This is a genomic window from Pseudomonas sp. Eqa60 (genome assembly GCF_018326405.1).
Lineage (GTDB): Bacteria > Pseudomonadota > Gammaproteobacteria > Pseudomonadales > Pseudomonadaceae > Aquipseudomonas > Aquipseudomonas protegens.
Window position 1 is genome coordinate 2,285,660 of sequence record NZ_AP024342.1, and the last position, 23,919, is coordinate 2,309,578.

Sequence of the window (23,919 nt, forward strand, 5' to 3'; positions counted from 1 at the left end):
AGGGACTTCGATCAGTCCGGAATTTCAGTTGGAGCGGGGCGCGGTGCCGGTGCGGTCAGCGAGGTGATCTTGATCAGTAGCGCCAGGTGGCCGTTGTCCAGGTAGTTGAGCTGGCCATTCTTGGTATGGCTCTGCTGTTTCAGGCGCTCGCTGCTGGTGACCAGGCCGTTGCTGTCGATCTGGTTGACCCAGAAGTCCGCGTCCACATCGGTGAAGCGCCCTAGCTTCAGGCTCAGGGTGCCTTCGATGGGGAACTGGCCGAACTGTTCCGGGCCATCGCTGAGGGCAACCTTTACCGGGGTTTCCCCCAGGGTCTGTTGCCAGGCCTTGTGCAACAGCACGCTGTAGCTGCCGCTGGCGCCGAGCTTTTCCACGATGCTGCCCAGGGCTGGGGTACGCAGGCTGTCCGGGCTCAGCCGTTGAGCGCCGGCGGCCCAGTCTTCGGGGGCTGCACGGCTGACGATCAGCGGCTCGGCGTTCTGCCGTACGAGGATCATTTCCACCTGGTACAGGTCATCGGCAAAGGCCGTTGGCGCGACCAGGGCCACGAGCAGGGTCAGGGAGCGGAACAGGCGCATGGGGCGTCCTTCAAGCAGATTTCGGGGTGAGGCGCTCAAACAGTGCCTCCAATGTATTAAAGCGCTCTTCCGGGCGCTCCATCGGCACCATGAACTTGAACAGGGTTGCGCCTTCGAATTTGTAGCGTTTGGGCTGGCCCTGGATCAGTTTGATCAAGGCCAGTGGGTCTACCGGTGTATCTGCGGCGAACTCGATGCGGCCGCCTTGTGGGCCGCCGTCGACCTTCTTGATCCCCAGTTGCTCGGCCTGGAGTTTGAGCAGCGTCAGGCGGATCAGGTTCTTGGTCGGCTCCGGCAGCAGGCCGAAGCGGTCGATCATCTCCACTTGCAGGTCCTTCAGGCCGTCCTCGTCGGTGGCGGAAGCGATGCGCTTGTAGAGGATCAGGCGCGCGTGCACGTCCGGCAGGTAGTCCTCGGGAATCAGTGCCGGCAAGCGCAGGTTGATTTCCGGGCCGCCACCCAGTGGCTGGTCGAGGTTCGGTTGTTCGCCCTTGCGGATGGCCTTCACCGCGCGTTCGAGCATTTCCATGTAGAGGGTGAAGCCCACGGCCTGGATCTGCCCGCTCTGGCCGTCGCCCAGCAGTTCGCCAGCGCCACGGATCTCCAGGTCGTTGGTGGCCAGGACGAAGCCGGCTCCCAGGTCCTGGGTGTTGGCGATGGCCTCCAGGCGTTTTTCCGCGTCCGGGGTGATCTGCTGGCGCGGTGGCGTCAAGAGGTATGCGTAGGCCTGGTGGTGGCTGCGCCCGACCCGACCGCGCAACTGGTGCAACTGGGCCAGGCCGAACTTGTCGGCGCGCTCGATGATGATGGTGTTGGCGCTGGGCACGTCGATGCCGGTCTCGATGATGGTCGAGGCGATCAGCACGTTGAAGCGCTTGTGATAGAAGTCGCTCATCACCTGTTCGAGTTCGCGTTCGCGCATCTGCCCGTGGCCGATGCCGATCCGCGCCTCGGGCACCAGTTCGGCCAGGTCGGCGGCGCATTTCTCGATGGTCTTCACGTCGTTGTGCAGGTAGTACACCTGGCCGCCACGCAGCAGTTCGCGCAGCAGGGCCTCTTTGACCGTGCTCTTGTTCTGCTCCATGACGAAGGTGCGCACCGACAGGCGCCGGGCCGGCGGGGTGGCGATGATCGACAGATCGCGCATGCCCGAGACGGCCATGTTCAGGGTCCGCGGGATCGGCGTGGCGGTCAGGGTCAGGATGTCGACTTCGCTGCGCAGCGCCTTGAGCTGCTCTTTCTGGCGCACCCCGAAACGGTGTTCTTCGTCGATGATCACCAGCCCCAGGTTCTTGATCTTCACATCGTCCTGCAACAGCTTGTGGGTGCCGATGACGATATCGATCTTGCCTTCGGCGAGGTCCGCCACCGCAGCATTCACTTCCTTGGTGGACTTGAAGCGGCTCATCACTTCCACGGTCACCGGCCAGTCGGCGAAGCGGTCGCGGAAGCTGTTGTAGTGCTGCTGGGCGAGCAGGGTGGTGGGCACCAGGATCGCCACTTGCTTGCCGCCGTGGACCGCGATGAAGGCCGCGCGCATGGCCACTTCGGTCTTGCCGAAGCCCACGTCGCCGCATACCAGGCGGTCCATGGGCTTGCCCGACAGCATGTCCTCGCGCACCGCTTCGATGGTGCTCTGCTGGTCCGGGGTTTCCTCGAAGGGGAAGCCGGCACTGAAGGTGGCGTAGTCGGCCTTCGGGTCGGCAAAGGCATAGCCTTCGCGGGCGGCGCGACGGGCATAGATGTCCAGCAGTTCGGCAGCCACATCGCGTACCTGTTCGGCAGCCTTGCGCTTGGCCTTCTGCCAGGCTTCCGAGCCCAGGCGATGCAGGGGCGCGAGGGCGTCGTCGCTGCCGGTGTAGCGGGCGATCAGGTGCAGGTTGGCCACGGGCACATAGAGCTTGGCGCCCTCGGCGTATTCCAGAGTGAGAAATTCGGCGACCTGATTGTCGATTTCCAGGGTCGCCAGGCCCAGGTAGCGACCGACGCCATGGTCGATATGCACCACCGGAGCACCTTCACGCAGCTCGGTGAGGTTCTTGATCACCGCGTCGTTGTTGGCATCGGCGCGCTTTTCCCGGCGCCGACGCTGCATTACTCGCTGGCCGAACAATGGGCTTTCGGCCACCAGGGCCAGGGCCGGATCGTCCAGCACCAGGCCTTCGTCCAACGGGGCGATGGTGATTGCCAGGCGTTCCTTGCTGGCGACGAAGTCCGGCCAGCTGTCGACGGTCTTGGGCCGCAGCTTGAGGCGCTCCAGCAGCTCCAGCAGCACTTCCCGGCGGCCGGCGGATTCGGCGGTGAACAGCACTCGCCCGGGGAACTCGTCGAGAAAGCCCGAAAGTGCTGCCAGCGGCTGGTTGGCCTTGGCTTCGATGGCCAGGTTCGGCAGCTCGTGGGCCGGGAAGCGTTCGCGGCCGACACCGGTTTCGATGTCCTGCTGGCTGGCCACCACTCGCGGCCAGTTCTTCAGCCGGGCGAAGCAGTCTTCCACTGGCAGGAACAGTTCGGCCGGGGGCAGGAGCGGGCGCGAAGGGTCGACGCGGCGCTCTTCATAGCGGTTGCGTACATCGTTCCAGAAGTTTTCCGCGGCCTGTTCGATGCCCGGCAGGGAAAACACCTGGGTGTCCTGGGGCAGGTAGTCGAACAGGGTCGAGGTCTCTTCGAAGAACAGCGGCAGGTAGTACTCGATACCGGCCGGGGTAATCCCGCTGCTCAGGTCCTGGAAGATCGGGCAGCGGCGGAAGTCCACATCGAAGCGTTCGCGAAAGCGCGCCTTGAAGCGGGTCACCGCTTCTTTCTGCAGCGGGAACTCCTTGGCCGGCAGCAGGCGCACCGAGTCGACCTTGTCGATGGAGCGCTGGTTCTCCGGATCGAAGGTGCGCAGGGTCTCGATTTCGTCGTCGAACAGGTCGATGCGATAGGGCAGCTTGCTGCCCATGGGAAACAGATCGATCAGTGCGCCGCGCACGGTGAATTCGCCGTGTTCGTAGACGGTGTCCACGTAGCGGTAACCACTGGCTTCCAGGCGGGTGCGCATCTGTTCCACATCGAGCTTCTGGCCGACGTCCAGCACCAGGCTGCTGCCCAGCAGGAACTGGGTGGGCGCCAGGCGGTGCAGGGCAGTGGTGATCGGCACCACCAGCACGCCATGTTCCAGCTCCGGCAGCCGATAGAGGCTGGCGATGCGCTGGGAAATGATGTCCTGGTGCGGCGAGAACAGGTCGTAGGGCAGGGTTTCCCAGTCAGGAAAATGCAGCACCGGCAGATCCGGGGCGAAGAAGCTCAGCTCCTGTTCCAGCCGGTCAGCGCTTTGGCTGTCGGCAGTCAGCAGGAGGGTGAAGCGCTTGGCAGCGCTGGCGGCTTCGGCGATGGCCAGGCTCAGGGCGGCACCGGGCAAGTTGCCCCAATGCTGTTTGCCGGCGGCGGCAGGGAGTAGCGGTAGACGCAGGACGGGCACGGACGGTCAAGCTCCAAGCGTTGCGACAAAGTCGGTAATTGTAACGGCCCCGGGCAGCCACTGTCAGTGGCTGATGCGTCTAATACGCTGGTTGGGGCAAATGTAGTGGCTATGACAACAAAATGCGCTTCTTGACCTGAAATGTAGTGCCGATTGTGGCTGGTGTTACGGAGGGTTACAGACAGGCTGGTGTGATGTCCAAAAAATTGACGCTGCTGGAAGCCGCGGTTTTACTGGTCTCCAGCACAGTGGTGTTTTTTTGCAAGGGCTTTTTGTTACGTTCCGCACGACAGGCGCGCATTGCTACGACAGGAACTGGGCGGCATAATGTAGCCCCTTTTTTCTGCCCCTACATGTGGAAGGTTCCCGTGACTCAGAAGCCCGACCAGTGTCTTGGTGAATGGATCGACCGTGAAGCACTCGCAGAAGCGATGATTCCGCTTATCGGTCAGCTCTACCGCAATAACAACGTGGTGAGCTCGATCTATGGCCGCAGCCTGATCAACCAGTCTGTCATCGCGATTCTCAAAGCTCACCGCTTTGCTCGCCACCGTTCCTCCGACGATAGCGAACTCTCCGTCCACGAAACATTCCCTCTGCTTAAAGCCATGAGCGAGCTCAAGCTCGGCGCGGCATCGGTAGACCTGGGCAAGTTGGCGTTCAAATTCCGTAACGAAGGCAATGGCCGCAGCGCCGAGCAGTTCGTTCGCGAAGAAATGGCTGATGTGGTTGGCCAGCAAAATGCTTCGGCCCGCAAAGGCACTGACGTAGTCCTGTACGGCTTCGGTCGTATCGGCCGTCTGCTGGCGCGCATCCTGATCGAGAAAACCGGTGGTGGCGACGGCCTGCGTCTGCGCGCCATCGTGGTGCGCAAGGGCGCCGAAAACGACCTGACCAAGCGCGCCAGCCTGCTGCGTCGCGACTCGGTGCACGGTTCGTTCAACGGCACCATCACCATCGACGAAGAAAACAACACCATCACCGCCAACGGTAACCTGATCCAGGTCATCTACGCGAAGAACCCGACCGAGGTGGACTACACCCAGTACGGCATCAAGGACGCTCTGCTGGTGGACAACACCGGTGTATGGCGTGACGCCGACGGTCTGGGCCAGCACCTGGCCTGCCCGGGTATCGATCGCGTTGTTCTGACCGCGCCAGGCAAAGGCAAGCTGAAGAACATCGTTCACGGTATCAACCACAACGAAATCACCGCTGACGACAAGATCGTGTCCGCCGCTTCCTGCACCACCAACGCCATCGTGCCGGTGCTGAAGGCTGTGAATGACAAGTTCGGCATCATCAACGGTCACGTCGAAACCGTTCACTCGTACACCAACGACCAGAACCTGATCGACAACTTCCACAAGGGCGATCGCCGTGGCCGTAGCGCCGCGCTGAACATGGTGATCACCGAGACCGGTGCTGCTACTGCTGCTGCCAAGGCCCTGCCTGAGCTGGCCGGCAAGCTGACCGGTAACGCGATCCGCGTTCCGACGCCAAACGTGTCGATGGCCATTCTCAACCTGAACCTCGAGAAAGCCGCCACCCGTGAAGAGATGAACGAGTACCTGCGCTACATGGCGCTGCACTCCGACCTGCACAAGCAGATCGACTTCGTCAACTCGCAGGAAGTGGTGTCCACCGACTTCGTGGGCTCGCGTCACGCCGGTGTGGTCGACGCTGAAGCGACCATCGTTCAGGACAACCGCGTTGTTCTGTACGTCTGGTACGACAACGAGTTCGGTTACAGCTGCCAGGTAGTGCGCGTGATGGAAGACATGGCCGGGGTCAACCCGCCAGCGTTCCCACGCTAAGCGACTGCTGAAATGAAAACGCCCCGACTTGTCGGGGCGTTTTTGTTTGTGGCTTGCGCCGGCAAGCCAGGTCGGCGCAACCCCGTAGGAGCTGGCTTGCCAGCGAAGCGTTTGTCTCAGGCGCCGCGCGCTGTTGCCGCTTGCGCGGTACGCAGTTCGTGGCGATTACCGCGGAACAGCACCAGGGTGGCGATCAGCCCCAGCACCGCCGCGCCACTGAGCCAGATGCCCGGAGCCGCCTGATTGCCCAGGACGTGGATCAGGTAGGTGCAGGCTGCCGGGGTAAAGCCGCCGAAGGTCGCGGTGGCCAGGCTGTAGGCCAGGGAAAAACCCGTGGTGCGCACTTCCACCGGCATGATTTCAGTCAGGGCCACCACCATCGCGCCGTTATACGAGCCATAGAGGAAAGACAGCCACAGCTCGACGATCAGCAGGTGGCTGAAGCTGGGGTTGGCCACCAGCCAGGACAGTGCCGGATAAGCCGTGAAGATTGCCAGGATGGTCGCCCCCAGCAGCAGCGGCTTGCGGCCGATCTTGTCCGACAGTGACCCCATGACCGGCAGCCAGAAGAAGTTCGACAGACCGATGCACACGGTTACCAGCAGGGCGTCGAAGTCCGACAGGTGCAGTTCGGCCTTGCCGAAGGTCGGGGTGTAGGCGGTGATCAGGTAGAAGGACACGGTGGTCATCACCACCAGAGCCATGCCGGCGATGACGATGCCGAAGTTCTGGCCGATGGAACGGACGATTTCCTGCAGCGAAGGGCGATGCTTGCGGGCCTGGAACTCCGGGGTTTCTTCCAGGGAGCGACGGATCATGAAGATCGCCGGAACAATCATGCAGCCCACCAGGAACGGCACGCGCCAGCCCCAGTCACCCATTTGCTCGGGGCTCAGCCAGTGGTTCAGGCCTACGCCCAGCAGGCCGGCGAAGACCACTGCGGCCTGTTGGCTGGCCGACTGCCAACTGACGAAGAAGCCCTTGCGGCCCGGCGTGGAGATTTCGGCCAGGTACACCGACACCCCGCCCAGCTCGACGCCGGCGGAAAAGCCCTGCAGCAGGCGACCCAGCAGCACCAGCAAGGGCGCGGCGACGCCAAGGGTGGCGTAGCCCGGCACGCAGGCAATCAGCACGGTGCCCGCGGCCATCAGTGCCAGGGTAATGATCAGGCCTTGGCGACGGCCGTGACGGTCAATGTAGGCACCGAGGAAAATCGCTCCCAGGGGGCGCATCAGGAAGCCCGCGCCAAAGGTCGCCAGGGACAGCATCAACGAGGCGAAGGCGCTGTCCGCAGGAAAGAAGGTCTTGGCAATCGCCGTGGCGTAGAAGCCGTAGACCATGAAGTCGAACATCTCGAGAAAGTTGCCGCTGACAACGCGAAAGATCGCCTTGCCTTTGCCCGTGGTCGTGGACATTTTTTTCACTCACTTTGGCTGTCTTGTTAGCAATCCCTGGTCGTTATGCGTCCCTTACTGCAAAGTCGGGGCTCGAGGCTGCACGCTGAACAGTTTTGTAACGATATGTGTATGAAAGCCATCCGGCAACAAAAACTCTTGGGGTGGCAGGGCGGCTCTAGATCAAGGTTCTGCCCGTAGCCAAGGCGGTGGGACGCCGGGCAGGCGGCCTCCGTCTGTCGCATAATGGCCATTTGTACTGCCAGCTGGCCCAGCAGGGCGGTTGATCGGGAGGAACACCTTGTCGGGTAAGCAACGATCGCGATGGAGCGCTTTGTACGCCGCGCTGGTGCTGTTGGCCGGTTGTGGCGGCGAGCGCCTGGAAAGCCTCTCCGGGCCGACCATGGGCAGCACCTGGTCGGTGCAGTATGTGCGCCACGCCCAGGGGCCGGCGCCGTCGCTGGTACAGGCTGAGGTCGAGGGGATTCTGGCCGAGGTCGACGGGCAGATGTCCACCTATCGCAGCGATTCGGACATCGAGCGTTTCAACGCCTTGCCCGCCGATAGCTGCCAGCCGATGCCGGAGCCGGTGTTGCAGTTGGTGCGAGTGGGTGAGCAGTTGTCCCGGGACAGCGATGGCGCCTTCGACCTGACAGTGGAACCGCTGCTGGATCTCTGGGGTTTTGGCCCTCAGGGGCGCGAGGAAAAGGTTCCCGGCGCGTCAGCCCTGGCTGAGGTGCGGCAGCGGGTAGGGCACGCTCACCTGCGTATCGAAGGGCAGGAGCTGTGCAAGGATGCGCCGGTGGAGGTGGATTTCAACAGCATCGCCGCCGGCTATGCGGTGGACCGCATCGCTGCCCGGCTCACGCAACTGGGGATCGACAGCTTCCTTGCCGAAGCCACCGGTGAGCTCAAGGCCGTGGGTCGCAAGCCCGACGACTCACCATGGCGGATAGCCCTGGAGGAGCCGCGTGATGACCAGCAGGTAGCCCAGCGGGTGATCGCCCTGGATGGTCTTGGCGTTTCCACTTCCGGCGACTACCGTAATTACTTCGAGCAGGACGGCCGGCGTTACTCCCATACCTTCGATGCCCGGCTCGGCCAACCCATCGCCCACCCGTTGGCCTCGGTAACGGTGATTCATCCTTCGGCGTTGATGGCCGATGGCCTGTCGACGCTGTTGCTGATACTCGGCCCGGAGGCGGGCTGGGGCTACGCGGAAAAACACGGCATCGCCGGATTTTTTGTGATGCGCAGCGCTACAGGTTTCGTCACACGCAGCAACCCGGCTTTCGATGCGCTGCTGGCCGGGCAAAAACAATAACCTGGTGCGCTGTTGCACAGCCTGTAGTGCAGGCAAAAGTAGCCTACGACGCGACCAAGGGTTAATGTGCGCGGCGTTGACGCTTCTATAGACTGTGCCCGGGTTCGTAACCGAGCCAAATTGATCCTTCATGCCGCTGGCCGCGGCATGATTTAGCCGGAGACGCCAGAAGGGTGTCTCGGCCTGTTCTGAGGAGTACGCATGGCTGTCTACAACTACGACGTAGTGGTGCTGGGCTCAGGCCCCGCTGGAGAAGGTGCGGCGATGAACGCCGCGAAAGCAGGACGCAAAGTGGCGATGGTCGATAGCCGTCGCCAGGTCGGCGGCAACTGCACCCACCTGGGTACCATCCCGTCCAAGGCCCTGCGTCACTCGGTCCGGCAGATCATGCAGTTCAACACCAACCCGATGTTCCGGGCCATTGGCGAGCCGCGCTGGTTCTCCTTCCCGGACGTGCTCAAGAGCGCCGAGAAGGTCATCTCCAAGCAAGTGGCCTCGCGTACCGGCTACTACGCCCGCAACCGGGTCGATGTGTTCTTCGGCACTGGCAGCTTCGCCGACGAGCAGACCGTGGAAGTGGTCTGCGCCAACGGCGTGGTGGAAAAGCTGGTAGCCAAGCACATCATCATTGCCACCGGCTCGCGCCCCTATCGCCCCGCGGATATCGATTTCAGCCACCCGCGTATCTACGATAGCGACACCATCCTCAGCCTCGGCCATACCCCGCGCAAACTCATCGTCTATGGCGCCGGGGTCATCGGTTGCGAATACGCCTCGATCTTCAGTGGCCTGGGGGTTCTGGTGGAGCTGGTGGACAACCGCGGCCAGTTGCTGAGCTTCCTGGATTCGGAAATCTCCCAGGCCCTGAGCTACCACTTCAGCAACAACAACATCACCGTGCGCCACAACGAGGAATACGACCGCGTTGAAGGTGTGGACAACGGCGTGATCCTGCACCTCAAGTCCGGCAAGAAGATCAAGGCCGACGCCTTGCTCTGGTGCAACGGCCGTACCGGCAATACCGACAAGCTGGGCATGGAGAACATCGGGGTCAAGGTCAACAGCCGCGGCCAGATCGAAGTCGACGAGAACTACCGCACCTGCGTGCCGAACATCTACGGGGCCGGTGACGTGATCGGCTGGCCGAGCCTGGCCAGTGCCGCCCACGACCAGGGTCGTTCCGCGGCCGGCAGCATTGTCGACAACGGCAGCTGGCGCTTCGTCAACGACGTGCCGACCGGGATCTACACCATTCCCGAGATCAGCTCCATCGGCAAGAACGAGCAGGAACTGACCCAGGCCAAGGTGCCTTACGAGGTGGGCAAGGCGTTCTTCAAGGGCATGGCCCGTGCGCAGATCGCCGGCGAGCCTCAAGGCATGCTGAAGATCCTGTTCCACCGGGAAACCCTGGAAGTCCTCGGCGTCCATTGCTTCGGCTACCAGGCTTCGGAGATCGTGCACATCGGCCAGGCGATCATGAGCCAGCCGGGCGAGCTCAACACCCTGAAGTACTTCGTCAACACCACCTTCAACTACCCGACCATGGCCGAAGCCTATCGGGTAGCGGCATACGATGGCCTCAACCGGCTTTTTTGAGCGGCTCCGGCCGGTGGCCTGAGCCGGCCGGGGAGACCGATTTCAGCGATTCTCGAGGGTGGCGCTGGCCAAACCGGGAAAGTCTGTAATCAGGCTATCTACGCCGAAGTCGGCGAGCCTTCGCATCAGCGCAGGCTCGTTGACCGTCCATACCGACACATGCAAACCCTGACGCTGCGCCCGTTGCAGACGCTCTGGGGTGCACAGCGTCCAGTTCAACGCCAGAATCTCGCAGCCATAGCTCTGGGCGACCTTCAATGGGTCGAGCCAGGCGTATTCGGCGACCAGTCCGCGGGACAGGTCCGGGGTCAGCTCCACGGCGGCCTTCAATACTTCCCGAGAACTTGAGGTCACGGTGACCTTGTCTAACAGGCCGAAACGCTGGGCCATTTCGCGAATCGCCAGCACCGTGGTGGCGGCGCGGGTGCGCGAGGCGCTCTTGACCTCCAGCTGCCAGTGCTCGAAGTCGCATTTCTCGAACAGCTCTTCCAGGCGCGGAATGGGGCAGGGGTTGACCCAGCCCGGGCCGCCCTTGCGCGCGTCGTAGGTCACCAGCTCGGCGGCGCAATGCTCCACCACTTTGCCGCGCCGGTCTGTGGTGCGCTTGAGGGTCGGGTCGTGGATCACCATCAACTCGCCGTCCATGGACAGGTGCAAGTCGAGCTCGCAACGGCGCACGCCGTGCTTGAGGCACTCCTGAAAGCTGGTCAGGGTATTTTCCGGTGCTTCGCCTTTAGCGCCGCGATGGCCATAGATCAGGGTCACAATTGCTCCTTCACGGATGTTGTTCCTTAAGAGAGGGTCGGGCGTACTGCTCAGCCGGCGGCGGGGTCGCTCTGTTCCCGGGCCTGGCGGCGTTGCTGGGCCTGTTTCTGCAGGATATAGCGCGCCAGCAGCTGGCGTTGGGCATCGGTCAATGCTTCGAACTCGGTGCCGATCTCGAAGGTGCCAAAGCTCTGGGGCTCGCAGTGGGTGACCTTGGCCCGCAGCAGCAGGCCCAGGGCCTGCGGCATCAGCAACAGCTTCACCGCCAGATGGCTGCCGGTTGGGTAGCACTGGTGATGGCTGAATTCGATGCCGCCCTCGGACAGAATGATCCGCTGCGGCTCGCCGAACTTGCCGAACACCGTTTGCGCCACCACCTGGCTGAGCAGGTCGATGCGTTTGTTCATGGCCTTGAGGTAGCTGGCCAGGGTGCGATCGCGCTCGCTGACCTGGCGCAGCAGATGCTGGGATTCGAACTCGCTCAGGTGCAGTTCACTGAGCAGATTGAACAGTGGGGACTCATCCTGCAACACTTCCTTGCTCGCCGCGTCGAGGGCGGACAAGGGGCTAATTTCCAGTGCGATCGTGTCCTCGATACGGTAGTATTCGCGGCGATCTTCTTCATCTAATGTCGACATGGCGAACCCATGGTAGAGGCAGTGGTCTGAGTGTAAAGCTGCTTACCAGGCCCCGCCACAAGGACGTCTTCTTTTCCTCTGCACAAGCCCCGACATGTTCAGACCTCTGTTTGCTTTTATCGGCACGCGTTACACCCGTGCAAAGCGTCGCAATCATTTTGTGTCATTCATTTCCCTGACTTCGATGATCGGACTCGCCCTTGGCGTGATCGTGATGATCGTGGTGCTGTCGGTGATGAACGGCTTCGATCATGAAATGCGCACCCGCGTGCTGGGCATGGTGCCCCACGCCACCATCGAATCCGGCGAACCCATCAGCGACTGGCAAAGCCTGGCCGACAAGGTCAAGCAGAACCCCAAAGTGCTGGCGGTGGCACCGTTCACCCAGATGCAGGGCCTGTTGACCAACAATGGCCAGGTGCAGAAGGTGCTGCTCAATGCCATCGACCCTGAGCAGGAGCGGCAGGTGTCGATCATCGACCACTTCATGCAGCAGGGGCAGTTGGACGCGCTGGCGCCCGGTAGCTTCGGCATTGTCATTGGTGACAAGGCGGCAACCAAGCTGGGTGTCGGCCTGGGAGACAAGCTGACCTTCGTCGCCCCGGAAGTCACGGTGACCCCGGCCGGGATGTTCCCACGGATGAAGCGTTTTACCGTGGTGGGCATCTTCCATGTCGGCGCCGGCGAGATCGACGGCTACCTGGGCCTGACCAACCTCCATGACCTGGGTCGCCTGCACCGCTGGAAGGCGGATCAGGTACAAGGCCTGCGGCTGAAGTTCGACGACCTGTTCCAGGCCCCGCGCACCGCCTGGGAAATCGCCCAGCAGCTGGGTGAGAACCACTATTACGCCCGCGACTGGACCCGTACCCACGGCAACCTGTACCAGGCCATCCGCATGGAAAAAGCCATGATCGGCCTGTTGCTGCTGCTGATCGTCGCGGTGGCCGCGTTCAACATCATCTCGACCCTGGTGATGGTGGTGAACGACAAGAAGGGCGATATCGCCATTCTCCGCACCCTGGGGGCGACGCCGGGAACCATCATGGCGATCTTCATGGTCCAGGGCACGGTGATCGGCGTGGTCGGCACCTTGATCGGTGCTGTGCTGGGGATGCTGGCGGCGCTGAACGTGAGTGCCGCGATTTCCGCCCTTGAAGGCCTGATCGGCCACAAATTCCTGAATGCCGACGTGTATTTCATCGACTACCTGCCGTCGCAACTGATGGCCGAGGATGTGTTGATGGTCTGCGGCGCGGCATTGGTCCTGAGTTTCCTCGCCACCCTGTATCCAGCCTGGCGTGCGGCGCGCACCCAGCCTGCGGAGGCGCTACGTTATGAGTGAGTTGGGCATGAGTGAAAAAGCAATCCTGAGCTGCCGCGACCTGGGCAAGTCCTATGAGGAAGGCCCGGAATCGGTGGTGGTCCTGTCTGGCCTGCAACTGGAGCTGCACCCGGGTGAGCGAGTGGCCATCGTCGGCACTTCCGGCTCGGGCAAGAGTACCTTGCTCAACCTGCTGGGCGGCCTGGATACGCCATCCAAGGGCAGCGTCTGGCTGGCGGGCGAGGAGCTTTCGGCGCTGGGCGAGAAGGCCCGCGGCCAGTTGCGCAACCGCGCCCTGGGCTTCGTCTACCAGTTCCACCATCTGCTGCCGGAGTTCACCGCGCTGGAGAACGTCTGCATGCCGCTGCTGATTGGCCGCACGCCGATCCCGGAAGCCCGTCAGCGTGCCACCGCGCTGCTGGAGCGGGTCGGGCTCGGCCATCGGCTGGAGCACAAACCGGCCGAGCTGTCCGGTGGCGAGCGCCAGCGGGTGGCCATTGCCCGGGCGCTGGTGAACAAGCCGGGGCTGGTGATGCTCGATGAGCCCACCGGCAACCTCGACTCGCACACGGCCCAGGGAATTCAGGACCTGATGCTGGAGCTCAGTACCTCGATGCGCACCGCCTTCCTGGTGGTGACCCACGACATGAACCTGGCTCGACAGATGGACCGCGTACTGCACCTGCAAGAAGGTCACCTGGTCGCCATCTGATGCGCCCGCACACGGCGTCGGCGGCTGGGCTGTCGATGCCGGGTCATTAATCTTTCCAGGGTGCCTTGCCCATGTTCAGACCTTTATCGATCTTTATCGGCACGCGCTACACCCGCGCCAAGCGGCGCAATCGTTTTGTCTCGTTCATTTCCATGACCTCGATGATCGGCCTCGCCCTGGGCGTGTTGGCGATGATCGTGGTGCTGTCGGTGATGAACGGCTTCCAGCGGGAAATGAGCTCGCGCATCCTCGGCATGGTGCCCCACGCCACTATCGTTGGGGTCAAGCCCATCGATGACTGGCAGCCGGTGGCCGCGGCGGCCCTGAAGAATCCGGAAGTCACCGCCGCGGTGCCCTTTACCGAGATGGAGGGCATGCTCTCCTACAAGGGGGCGATGCAGCCGATCCAGATCAGCGGCATCGATCCGGCCCAGGAAGGCAAGGTGTCCATCGTTGCCCAGCATATTGTCCAGGGCAGCCTGCAAGACCTGAAACCTGGCGAGTTCGGCGTGGTGATCGGCGAGATCACGGCCCGGCGCTTTCGCCTGAACGTCGGCGACAAGCTGACCCTGATCGTGCCTGAAGTGAGCACTGCACCGGGGGGGATCACCCCGCGCATGCAACGCCTCAACGTGGTTGGGGTATTCAAGGTGGGGGCCGAGCTGGATGGCTCCATGGGCCTGATTCATGTGGCCGATGCTGCAGAAATGCAGCACTGGCAGCCGAACCAGGTGCAGAGCGTGCGCCTGGCGGTCAAGGACCTGTATGCCGCGCCAAAGGTCTCGGCGGATATCGCCGAGGGCCTGGGGGCGGACTTCCGCGCCGATGACTGGACTCACACCCAGGGCAGCCTGTTCAGCGCGATGAAGATGGAAAAGACCATGATCGGCCTGTTGCTGCTGATGATCGTGGCGGTGGCGGCATTCAACATCATCGCCACCTTGATCATGGTGGTGAATGACAAGGGGGCGGACATCGCGATCCTGCGCACCATCGGCGCCACACCACGGCAGATCATGGCGATCTTCATGGTCCAGGGGACGGTGATCGGTATCGTCGGCACCCTGATCGGTGGGGTGCTGGGGGTAATCGCGGCACTGAACGTGAGTGAGCTGGTGGGCTGGCTGGAAAGAATCAGCGGCCAGCAGATCTTCAGCTCCGATGTGTATTTCGTCAGTAACCTGCCTTCTGAACTGCAGGGCGGCGACGTGGTGCTGATCTGTGGTGCCGGCTTCGTTCTGAGCTTCCTGGCGACCGTGTATCCGGCCTGGCGCGCGTCCAAGGTCGAGCCGGCCCACGCTTTGCGCTACTCCTGAGACCCGCTTTCGCCGGCCGCCGGCTCCTGTCCGATTGGTGCAGGAGCCGGCTGGCCGGCGAACAGTCCTTCAATCCTGCCTTGGCAACTCGATCACGAAACGGGTCCAGCCCGCTGCCGATTCGCATCGGATCTGCCCGCCGTGGGCACGAATGATCGACTGAGTGATCGCCAACCCCAACCCCGCATGTTCACTGCTGCCTTCGCGCCGTGCCGGGTCGGCCCGGTAGAAACGGTCGAACAGGCGCGGCAGTACATCCTTGGCGATCCCTTCGCCGGTATTCTCGATGCTCAGGCTCAGGTGCCCGGCACTTTCGTTGATGCGCACCTTGACCGCGCCCCCGGCCGGCGTGAAGCGCAGGGCATTGTCCAGCAGGTTGGACAATGCCCGGCGCAGCATGCTGCGGTCCCCGGCAAAGCCGGCCTGGCCTTCACGGGTCAGTTCGATCTGTGCGTCTTCGGCCAGGGGGCCATAGAACTCCAGCAGCATGTCGGTTTCCTGGGCCAGCTCCAGCGCTTCGCGCCTGGGTGTAAGCAAGCCGTGGTCGGCCTTGGCCAGGTACAGCATGTCATTGACCAGTTGCGCCATCCATTGCAGCTCCTCCAGGTTGCTGTGCAGGGCTTCGCGATAGTCCTCCAGCGGCCGGGGGCGGGTCAGGGTGACCTGGGTGTGGGTCAGCAGGTTCGACAAAGGGGTGCGCAGTTCATGGGCGATGTCGGCGGAAAATGCCGAGAGGCGCTGAAACGACTCTTCAAGACGGCCCAGCATGGCGTTGAAGCTGCTGGCCAGTTCCGCCAGCTCGGCGGGCATCTGTTCCTGGGGCAGGCGCTGGGTCAGGGAACTGGCGGAGACCCCGGCGGCCACCGCGCCCATGCGCCGCAACGGGCGCAGGCCACTGCGGGCGGCCCAGGCGCCGAGCAGGGCAGTGGCCAGGGCCGAGAGGCCCACGGTGAGCCAGATCAGGTGTTGCATGCGCTGCAGAAAGTGCTGGTGATGGGTGATGTCGAGGATCAGGGTCAATTGCGGCGAGGCCGCCTGGCCGGGATTCAGCGCTGCTGTGTAGAGACGGTAGGCGGTGCCGGCCTGCTCCAGGCTGCGCAGGCCGGCACCGCCAGGCAGAGAGGCGGGCAGGCCGGGGGCGCTGTCGAACCAGAGCTGGCCATTGGCGTCGCCGACTCGTAGCTGCAGGTCCGGCTGGTGGCTCAGTTCGTCCTGCAGCCTGGCCTGGCGCGGGGGGAAGTCCCCGGCCTCGTTGACATCCTGCAAGGCGCTGCGCAGGGCCAGCAGCTTGCCGTCCAGCAGTTGCTGATCCAGTTCGATGAAATGGGCTTCGCTGGCGCGGCTGAACAACACCCCCGCCAACAATGAGACCACTGCGGTGCAGGCGGCGAACAGCAGCGCCAGGCGCCCGCTCAGGGACAGGCGGCGCATCAGGCCTGGCGCTCTTCGAGCACGTAGCCCATGCCGCGTACGGTATGGATCAGTTTGTTCGGGAAATCGTCGTCGATCTTCAGGCGCAGGCGGCGGATGGCTACTTCGATGACGTTGGTATCGCTGTCGAAATTCATGTCCCAGACCTGGGAGGCAATCAGCGACTTGGGCAGGACTTCGCCCTGGCGCCGCAGGAGCATTTCCAGCAGGGCGAATTCCTTGGCGGTCAGGTCGATGCGCTGGCTGCCGCGTTCTACCCGGCGGCGGATCAGGTCCAGGCGCAGGTCTGCCAGTTGCAGGCTGGTTTCCTGGGCCACGGCGCTGCCCCGGCGCAGCAGGCTGCGGACCCGGGCCAGCAGTTCGGAGAAGGCAAAAGGCTTGACCAGGTAGTCGTCGGCCCCCAGTTCCAGGCCGTGCACCCGGTCTTGCACGGCATCCCGGGCGGTGAGGAACAGTACCGGCATCTCCAGCCCGGCGCTGCGCACCGCCTGGAGGATCTGCCAGCCGTCGCGACCCGGCAGCATCACGTCGAGAATCAGCAGAGCGTAGTCGCCGGTTAGGGCCAGGTGCTGGCCGGTGCTGCCGTCGGCCACCAGTTCGGCGTTGAAGCCGGCCTCGCTCAGGCCCTGGCGCAGGTAGTGGCCGGTTTTGGGTTGGTCTTCGACGATCAGCAGTTTCATGGTGGGACTCGTGGCGGTTGGAACCCGGGCTTTATACCGTGCAGCAGGCCAGGGCAGTGCAAGCTGACAAAGTTGTAATCTGCATGTCAGCTGGCTGGCAGCGGCAGGGCTCTAGAGTGTGCCACAGGCTGAATCCCGATCTTGTTGGAGTCTGATGATGAGTATGCAAAACCTGTTGTGGCGAAGCCGGTCGATCCTGGGGGGCTGCCTGATGCTGTTGAGCGCACCGCTCTGGGCCTCGCCGGCCGGGTCCTACGATTTTGGCCAGCCGGCGCCTGCGGCCAAGGCCACTCGCAGTGTCGAGGTGGTGATGGGGGACATGTCGTTCAATCCCAAGGCCCTGGAGATCAAGGCCGGCGAGACGGTGCGATTCGTGCTGATCAACAAGGGGCAGTTGCTGCACGAGTTCAATCTGGGCAACGCGGCCATGCATGCCGAGCACCAGCAGGAAATGCTCAAGATGCAGCAGAGCGGCATGCTCACCCCGACCGGCATGAAGGCGATGGATCATGGAGCCATGGGCCACGGCTCGATGGCAGGCATGGACCATGGCATGCAGCATGACGATCCCAACAGCGTGCTGGTGGAGCCGGGCAAGCAGGCGGAACTGACCTGGACCTTCAGCAAGAGCGGCAACCTGGAGTTCGCCTGCAACATTCCCGGGCACTACCAGGCCGGGATGGTGGGCAAGCTGACGGTCACCCCATAGGCATCCGGGGCTCAAAGGCGGGAGCAAAGGCTGATAGAATCCGCTGATTCTTCAGTCAGGTTTCCGCCATGCATCCCGCAGCCGAACATTCGCCGCTGGGCAAGTCCAGTGAATACGTCTCCACTTACACCCCGTCCTTGCTGTTCCCGATTCCCCGGGCGGCAAAATGGGCCGAGCTGGGCTTGAGTGCCGATACCCTTCCTTATAAGGGCGTGGACTACTGGAACTGCTTCGAGTTGTCCTGGCTGCTGCCGTCGGGCAAGCCGGTAGTGGCTATCGGTGAGTTCAGCATTCCCGCCGATTCGCCGAACATCATCGAATCCAAGTCGTTCAAGCTGTATCTCAATTCGCTGAACCAGACGCCGTTCGATGATCGGGCGACCCTTGAGGCCACCTTGCGCACTGATCTGTCGGCTGCTGCCGGCAAGCCGGTAGGCGTGCGGATCCGCAGCCTGCAGGAGGTCGAGGCCGAAGGCGTGGTGGCGCTGCCTGGGGTGTGTATCGATGATCTGGATATCAGTGTCGATAGCTATGAGCACCCGCGCCCCGAACTGCTGCGCTGCGATGCTTCGCGCGTGGTGGAGGAGAGCGTGCACAGTCATCTGCTCAAGTCCAACTGCCCGGTAACCAGCCAGCCGGACTGGGGCAGCGTGGTGGTGCAATACCGGGGCGCGGCTCTGGATCACGCCAGCCTGCTGGCCTATCTGGTGAGCTTCCGCCAGCACTCGGACTTTCACGAACAGTGCGTGGAGCGGATCTTTCTCGACCTGCAACGCTTGCTCAAGCCGGAGAGACTCACCGTGTATGCGCGTTATGTGCGCCGCGGTGGGCTGGATATCAACCCTTACCGCAGTACCGAAACCGCGGATTTCGCCAATCACCGGTTGGTACGCCAGTAAAAGCAAAGCCCCGCTCCGAGAGCGGGGCTTTGCTTTGTGGGGTTGGCTACCGGGGGTTGCTCAGATGCCGATGTTGCCCAGGGTCTGGACGATATTGCGCAGGGTTCCGGCAATCGCCGGGTGCTCCAGTTCGAAGCGTTCCACGGCCAGGTTGACGCCGTCGGCGAGGCTGGCGTCCTGGGTGCCGGTCTCCAGTTTGAGTTGCAGTTCGATCTGCTGCATCAGCTCTTGCAGATTGTTGCGCTCGGCTTCGGAAAGCGGTGGGTTCTGTTCCAATTGCTCGCGCAGGGTGTCGAGTTGTTCTTGCAGTTCGCGGGCAGGCATGGCGTTCTCCCTTTATTGATAGGCACAGGGATGGACCGCGCTGTCGAGTCAAAGGTCCATGCCCACGGCTTAGAGTAATCCACTCCCAGGCGCTGTGCATGATCCTGATCAACAGGCTTATGTCAGGGTTTTTCACCCTTGAGCCGGCGCAGTTCGATGTCCGCCAGGCAGGTGTTCAACTCCCCCAGATGGTCGATGACCGAATGCACCCCCAGGCCGAAGAGCTGCACCGTGGCCTTGCCACGCTTGAATTCCCGTTCCTGCTGGCTCAGGGCCTGCCATTCGCTGGGGGTCATGCCGCACAGGGAGCCGCAAGAGGCCAGGCCGATGGTCCAGAGGCCGGCATTGAGGCCCGACTGCAGCAGTTGGGGTTCGCCGCTGACCAAGACACAGCCGTCGATGCCTTTGACGTTGAGCGCCATCAGCGCCTGCCAGCAGGCATCGGGTGCGGGCCAGGGGGCGGGGGAGTGAGGTGCCGGCTTGATCCAGTCCGGCAGGACGGCAGCCAATTGGCGGCTACTGGCGGGGAGCAGCTGCTCCAGCCAGGCGCAGGGGATGCCTTGCTGATGCAGGCGCCGCAGCGTTTCCAGTGCGCCAGGTGTGGCTTGGGCTTGCTCCGGATCAGGTTTGTCCGTGGCTTGCTGGCGCATCCGCGCGCCGAAATCCACCAGGCAGCCACTGAGGCCGAAGAGTACGGCAGTCAATGGGCGGGCGGGTTGCACTGAGGCGTCGGCGTGGGGCATGTCAGCGTCCTTGAAATACCCTTGGAGGCTAGCGGCAGAACATGACATGCAGGTGACAGTACGGTGAATGGCAGCAAGGTTGGCTGAACCCTGACTGAAGACGGTTTGCGGTGATGCTGCCTAAACCGGCATATCCGCTTTATACTCCTGAACTTATCCTCAGGGCATAGCCCCACGAGAGAACAATCGAAGGAGTTTCCTGCTATGCGCTGGAGCCGTTATCTAGTTCCACTATGTATGAGTGCCGGTGTGACGCTGGCTCCCCTGGTTGCCCAGGCGGCCGAAGATGATCCATGGGAAAGCATCAACCGTCCCATCTTCACCTTCAACGATACGCTGGATACTTATGCCCTGAAGCCTCTGGCACAGGGCTATCAGGCCGTCACTCCGCAGTTTCTGGAAGATGGCATCCACAACATGTTTCGCAACATCGGTGATGTCGGCAACCTCGCCAATGACATCCTCCAGGCCAAACCTGGTGCTGCCGGTGTCGACACTGCGCGACTGTTGATGAACACCACCCTGGGCCTGGCGGGCTTCTTTGATGTCGGTACCAAGATGGGCCTGCAGCGCAATGACGAAGACTTCGGCCAGACCCTCGGTCATTGGGGCGTGGGCAGCGGTCCCTACGTGATGCTGCCGTTGCTGGGGCCAAGCACCCTGCGTGATGCGCCGGCCAAGTATGTCGACAGCTACACCGAACCCTACCGCTACATGAATGACATCCCCGCGCGCAACATCACCATGGGTGTGGATGTCGTCGATACCCGTGCCAGCCTGCTCTCGGCGGACAAGCTGATTCGCGGTGACAAATACACCTTCATTCGCAATGCCTACCTGCAGAATCGCGAATTCAAGATCAAGGACGGCAAGGTCGAAGACGACTTCTAAGCTCGACTGTCCTGCACAAACTGAAAAGGCGGCCTGATGGCCGCCTTTTTCATGGGTTGGAATCTTTACTTCATTTTAAGGATTGTAAGTCCAAGTTTCTGGCCGCCACCTTCTTGTGGGTTGACCCATACCACTTCTGTCTCTGCTTCCAGCCCCCTGAGGGCTGCGTGCTCTGAGTCGATACGTACACTCAACTGATCGCCGACCTGGAACGAACGTGGTGCCTGAACCTGCATGCCGCTGCTGGAAAGATCGATGCAGACCGCTTCGATCACCTGCCCCTGATGGATCAGCGTGACCTCTGCATCCACCCGCATGCGGATGTAATCGCGCTTTTCGCTGTAGTCACGCTGGTTTTGGTTCATGGGTTCCATCCTGCGATTGAGTTGCGGTTTTAGCGGTTTTTATAACTCCCGGTGATTTGCGGTGTAAAGACGTCAGGCGACCATCGGCATGAGCTTGAAACGCCCCGCGGATGGGAGTACCGTCTGCGCCTTAGAAGGGCACCTCTGATGGTCGGGCGTGCAGGGCTCAAGGTCCTGGCCGGGCTTGCAGAGTGGCTAGAAAGCGAATCCAGTAGCGTGCCTCAGGCCCCAGGCCAGAGCACCTACGCCAACCTAATTCTGGCGCCGTTTGCCCACATGCAAAAAACCAGTGCCACGCTGCTGATAATCGATGACGACGAAGTAGTGCGCGCGAGCCTCGCGGCCTATTTGGAAGACAGTGGCTTCAGCGTACTGCAGGCCGCTAACGGCCAGCAGGGTCTTCAGGTATTCGAGCGCGACAACCCCGATCTGGTGATCTGCGATCTGCGCATGCCGCAGATGGGCGGTCTCGAGCTTATCCGTCAAGTGACCGAACTGTCCCCGCAAACCCCGGTGATCGTGGTTTCGGGTGCGGGCGTCATGAACGATGCGGTTGAAGCCCTGCGCCTAGGCGCGGCGGACTACCTGATCAAGCCGCTGGAAGATCTGGCTGTGCTCGAGCACTCGGTGCGCCGCGCCCTGGATCGTGCTCGCCTGTTGCTGGAAAACCAGCGTTACAGAGAGAAGCTTGAAGCCGCGAACCGCGAGCTCGAAGCCAGCCTCAATCTGCTCCAGGAAGACCAGAACGCCGGTCGACAGGTGCAGATGAACATGCTGCCGACCAGCCCCTGGTCGATTGACGAATTCAACTTTGCCCACCAGATCATCCCGTCGTTGTACCTGTCGGGTGATTTTGTCGACTATTTCCGTGTCGACGAGCGCCGGGTGGCCTTCTACCTGGCGGATGTTTCCGGTCATGGTGCGTCGTCGGCCTTTGTCACCGTGCTGTTGAAGTTCATGACCACCCGTTTGCTGTTCGAGTCCAAGCGCAATGGCACCTTGCCGGAGTTCAAGCCTTCGGAAGTGCTAGGCCATATCAACCGTGGCCTGATCAGTTGTAAGCTGGGCAAACACGTCACGATGGTCGGTGGAGTCATCGACGAGGAGACTGGCTTGTTGACCTATAGCATTGGCGGGCACTTGCCGTTGCCGGTGTTGTACACCCCCGACAGTGTGCGTTATCTGGAAGGGCGTGGTTTGCCGGTGGGCCTGTTCAACGAGGCCACCTACGAAGACCACATTCTGGAGCTGCCGCCGGTGTTCAGCCTGACGCTGATGTCCGATGGCATCCTGGACCTTTTGCCCGAGCCTACACTCAAAGAGAAAGAAGCAGCCTTGCCCGAACGGGTGAGGGCAGCGGGCGGCAGCCTGGATGGCTTGCGGCAAGTTTTTGGATTGGCCACGCTAGGGGAGATGCCGGATGATATCGCCCTGTTAGTGTTGAGCAGGAACCTTCAATGAGTACCGGTAGAATCCAGTTCGCCGAGCAGGATGGCACCTTCGTCCTGAAGTTCGTCGGTGAAGTGCGCCTGACCCTGTGTTCGGCGCTGGATGCGACTATTGAGCGGATTTTCACCGCGCTGAATTTTTCGGCGATCGTGATCGATCTGACAGAAACCCGCAGCATCGACAGCACCACCCTGGGCCTGCTGGCCAAGCTCTCGATCCTGTCGCGGCAGAAAGTCGGTCTGTTGCCCACCGTCGTCACCACCCACGAAGACATTACCAGGCTGTTGCAGTCCATGGGCTTCGATCAAGTGTTCAACATCGTCGATCGCCCGATTCCCTGTCCGGAATGCCTGACCGACCTGCCGTCCCAGGACCAGTCGGAAGAAGTGGTACGGGTCAAGGTCCTGGAGGCGCACAAGATACTCATGGGCCTTAATGACTCCAACCGTGAAGCCTTTCACGATCTGGTGAATGCCCTGGAGCGTCACTGATCGACTGAAACGCGAGCGCACAAAAAAGGGCGAACTTGTGAGGGTTCGCCCTTTTTGCGTTGACGCGAAGCGATCAGAGCTTGGCAGCCAGCAGGGCTTCGAGCTTTTCCTGGTCACGGGCGAACTGGCGGATGCCTTCAGCCAGCTTTTCGGTGGCCATGGCGTCTTCGTTGGAAGCCCAGCGGAACTGTGCTTCGTTCAGGCTCTGGCGAGCTTCACCGGTCTTGCCCGGGCTCAGCTTGCGTTCCAGCTTGCCGGTGTCGGCGGCCAGCTTCTCAATCAGATCCGGGCTGATGGTCAGGCGATCGCAGCCGGCCAGTTGCTCGATCTGGTTGAGGTTGCGGAAGCTTGCCCCCATGACCACGGTCTTGTAGTCATTGGCCTTGTAGTAGTTGTAGATGCGGGTAACCGACTGCACGCCCGGATCGTCAGCGCCCTGATAGTCGTTGCCGGTAGCCTTCTTGTACCAGTCGTAGATCCGCCCTACGAATGGCGAAATCAGAAACACCCCGGCTTCGGCGCAGGCCACGGCCTGGGCGAAGGAAAACAGCAGGGTGAGGTTGGTCTGGATGCCTTCGCGCTCCAGCTTTTCGGCGGCGCGTATGCCTTCCCAGGTAGAGGCGATCTTGATCAGCACCCGATCACGGCCGATGCCGGCCTTGTCATACAGCTCGATCAGCCGATGGGCGCGCTTGAGCATGGCTTCGGTATCGAACGACAGGCGGGCATCCACCTCAGTGGAAATACGGCCCGGAATGACCTTGAGAATCTCCTGGCCGACAGCCACGCCGAAACGGTCGCTGGCCAGGCCGACATCGCCTTTGCAGTCGTTGACGCAGGCATTCAGCAGATCGGCATAACCCGGGATGGCCGCAGCCTTGAGCAGCAGCGAAGGGTTGGTGGTGGCATCCACCGGCTTGACCCGGGCGATGGCGTCGAAGTCACCGGTATCGGCCACTACGGTGGTGATTTTCTTCAGTTGTTCCAGCTTGGAAGTCATGAGCGTGCTCTGT

The 23,919-nt window shown here is 62.1% G+C and carries 22 protein-coding genes; 11 read left to right on the top strand and 11 right to left on the bottom strand.

Going from position 1 to position 23,919, the window contains the following annotated elements:
- Positions 1-11: 11 nt before the first annotated feature.
- Positions 12-578, bottom strand: coding sequence for a CsiV family protein (locus KI242_RS10330; protein ID WP_011060273.1), 567 nt, complete (start codon positions 576-578; stop codon positions 12-14).
- A gap of 10 nt (positions 579-588) precedes the next feature.
- Positions 589-4,038, bottom strand: coding sequence for a transcription-repair coupling factor (mfd, locus tag KI242_RS10335; protein ID WP_015634818.1), 3,450 nt, complete (start codon positions 4,036-4,038; stop codon positions 589-591).
- A 353-nt stretch (positions 4,039-4,391) separates the two neighbouring features.
- Between mfd and KI242_RS10340 the strand changes: the two genes are divergently transcribed.
- The gene (locus KI242_RS10340; RefSeq protein ID WP_011060275.1) at positions 4,392-5,855 is read left to right on the top strand and encodes a glyceraldehyde-3-phosphate dehydrogenase; all 1,464 of its coding nucleotides are present in this window, start codon (positions 4,392-4,394) and stop codon (positions 5,853-5,855) included.
- A 116-nt stretch (positions 5,856-5,971) separates the two neighbouring features.
- Here KI242_RS10340 and KI242_RS10345 read toward each other — a convergent pair whose 3' ends face one another.
- Entirely contained in the window at positions 5,972-7,270 is a 1,299-nt protein-coding gene (locus KI242_RS10345) for an MFS transporter (RefSeq protein WP_011060276.1), read from the bottom strand.
- 328 nt (positions 7,271-7,598) lie between these two features.
- On the opposite strand from KI242_RS10345, the gene KI242_RS10350 reads away from it, so the two are divergent.
- Positions 7,599-8,573, top strand: coding sequence for an FAD:protein FMN transferase (locus tag KI242_RS10350; protein WP_212806367.1), 975 nt, complete (start codon positions 7,599-7,601; stop codon positions 8,571-8,573).
- Between the two features lie 201 nt (positions 8,574-8,774).
- Entirely contained in the window at positions 8,775-10,169 is a 1,395-nt protein-coding gene (sthA, locus tag KI242_RS10355; protein WP_011060278.1) for a Si-specific NAD(P)(+) transhydrogenase, read from the top strand.
- A gap of 42 nt (positions 10,170-10,211) precedes the next feature.
- Here sthA and KI242_RS10360 read toward each other — a convergent pair whose 3' ends face one another.
- Positions 10,212-10,934 (bottom strand): glycerophosphodiester phosphodiesterase family protein, encoded by a 723-nt coding sequence (locus KI242_RS10360; RefSeq protein WP_041116963.1) that lies wholly within the window; start codon positions 10,932-10,934, stop codon positions 10,212-10,214.
- 50 nt (positions 10,935-10,984) lie between these two features.
- On the bottom strand, positions 10,985-11,572 hold the full coding sequence (locus tag KI242_RS10365) for a PilZ domain-containing protein (RefSeq protein ID WP_053150140.1): 588 nt from the start codon (positions 11,570-11,572) through the stop codon (positions 10,985-10,987).
- A gap of 94 nt (positions 11,573-11,666) precedes the next feature.
- Here KI242_RS10365 and KI242_RS10370 point away from each other — a divergent pair, with 94 nt between their 5' ends.
- The 3 genes from KI242_RS10370 to KI242_RS10380 all read left to right on the top strand — a co-directional run bounded on the left by KI242_RS10370 (position 11,667) and on the right by KI242_RS10380 (position 14,924).
- Positions 11,667-12,917, top strand: coding sequence for a lipoprotein-releasing ABC transporter permease subunit (locus KI242_RS10370; protein WP_053157167.1), 1,251 nt, complete (start codon positions 11,667-11,669; stop codon positions 12,915-12,917).
- Positions 12,918-12,924: 7 nt separating this feature from the next.
- Complete coding sequence (lolD, locus tag KI242_RS10375) at positions 12,925-13,608, top strand: lipoprotein-releasing ABC transporter ATP-binding protein LolD (RefSeq protein ID WP_015634822.1); 684 nt, start codon at positions 12,925-12,927, stop codon at positions 13,606-13,608.
- A gap of 71 nt (positions 13,609-13,679) precedes the next feature.
- Positions 13,680-14,924 (top strand): lipoprotein-releasing ABC transporter permease subunit, encoded by a 1,245-nt coding sequence (locus KI242_RS10380; RefSeq protein ID WP_212806083.1) that lies wholly within the window; start codon positions 13,680-13,682, stop codon positions 14,922-14,924.
- A 69-nt stretch (positions 14,925-14,993) separates the two neighbouring features.
- Here the strand turns inward: KI242_RS10380 and KI242_RS10385 are convergent, their stop codons facing one another.
- Positions 14,994-16,355 carry a heavy metal sensor histidine kinase gene (locus KI242_RS10385; RefSeq protein WP_280517145.1) on the bottom strand — a complete coding sequence of 454 codons (1,362 nt, stop codon included), beginning with the start codon at positions 16,353-16,355 and terminating at the stop codon, positions 14,994-14,996.
- On the bottom strand, positions 16,355-17,035 hold the full coding sequence (locus KI242_RS10390; protein WP_041116967.1) for a heavy metal response regulator transcription factor: 681 nt from the start codon (positions 17,033-17,035) through the stop codon (positions 16,355-16,357). The genes KI242_RS10385 and KI242_RS10390 overlap by 1 nt, the downstream gene beginning before the upstream one ends.
- A gap of 157 nt (positions 17,036-17,192) precedes the next feature.
- Here KI242_RS10390 and KI242_RS10395 point away from each other — a divergent pair, with 157 nt between their 5' ends.
- Complete coding sequence (locus tag KI242_RS10395) at positions 17,193-17,744, top strand: cupredoxin family protein (RefSeq protein ID WP_019093682.1); 552 nt, start codon at positions 17,193-17,195, stop codon at positions 17,742-17,744.
- A 68-nt stretch (positions 17,745-17,812) separates the two neighbouring features.
- The gene (gene queF, locus KI242_RS10400; RefSeq protein ID WP_011060287.1) at positions 17,813-18,643 is read left to right on the top strand and encodes an NADPH-dependent 7-cyano-7-deazaguanine reductase QueF; all 831 of its coding nucleotides are present in this window, start codon (positions 17,813-17,815) and stop codon (positions 18,641-18,643) included.
- 60 nt (positions 18,644-18,703) lie between these two features.
- Here queF and KI242_RS10405 read toward each other — a convergent pair whose 3' ends face one another.
- Together KI242_RS10405 and KI242_RS10410 are read right to left on the bottom strand one after the other, a co-directional pair.
- Positions 18,704-18,967: a DUF4404 family protein gene (locus KI242_RS10405; protein WP_011060288.1), complete on the bottom strand. Its 264-nt coding sequence runs from the start codon at positions 18,965-18,967 to the stop codon at positions 18,704-18,706.
- A 122-nt stretch (positions 18,968-19,089) separates the two neighbouring features.
- On the bottom strand, positions 19,090-19,710 hold the full coding sequence (locus tag KI242_RS10410; RefSeq protein WP_065363470.1) for a phosphatase: 621 nt from the start codon (positions 19,708-19,710) through the stop codon (positions 19,090-19,092).
- Positions 19,711-19,914: 204 nt separating this feature from the next.
- On the opposite strand from KI242_RS10410, the gene KI242_RS10415 reads away from it, so the two are divergent.
- On the top strand, positions 19,915-20,601 hold the full coding sequence (locus KI242_RS10415; protein WP_011060290.1) for a VacJ family lipoprotein: 687 nt from the start codon (positions 19,915-19,917) through the stop codon (positions 20,599-20,601).
- A 65-nt stretch (positions 20,602-20,666) separates the two neighbouring features.
- Here the strand turns inward: KI242_RS10415 and KI242_RS10420 are convergent, their stop codons facing one another.
- Positions 20,667-20,966, bottom strand: coding sequence for a PilZ domain-containing protein (locus tag KI242_RS10420; protein ID WP_011060291.1), 300 nt, complete (start codon positions 20,964-20,966; stop codon positions 20,667-20,669).
- 276 nt (positions 20,967-21,242) lie between these two features.
- On the opposite strand from KI242_RS10420, the gene rssB reads away from it, so the two are divergent.
- Positions 21,243-22,427 carry a two-component system response regulator RssB gene (gene rssB / locus KI242_RS10425; protein ID WP_026020041.1) on the top strand — a complete coding sequence of 395 codons (1,185 nt, stop codon included), beginning with the start codon at positions 21,243-21,245 and terminating at the stop codon, positions 22,425-22,427.
- On the top strand, positions 22,424-22,906 hold the full coding sequence (gene rssC / locus KI242_RS10430; protein ID WP_003218919.1) for an anti-sigma factor antagonist RssC: 483 nt from the start codon (positions 22,424-22,426) through the stop codon (positions 22,904-22,906). The genes rssB and rssC overlap by 4 nt, the downstream gene beginning before the upstream one ends.
- Before the next feature lie 73 nt (positions 22,907-22,979).
- On the opposite strand, the gene tal is transcribed toward rssC, so the two are convergent.
- Positions 22,980-23,906, bottom strand: coding sequence for a transaldolase (gene tal, locus KI242_RS10435; protein ID WP_011060293.1), 927 nt, complete (start codon positions 23,904-23,906; stop codon positions 22,980-22,982).
- Positions 23,907-23,919: the final 13 nt, after the last annotated feature.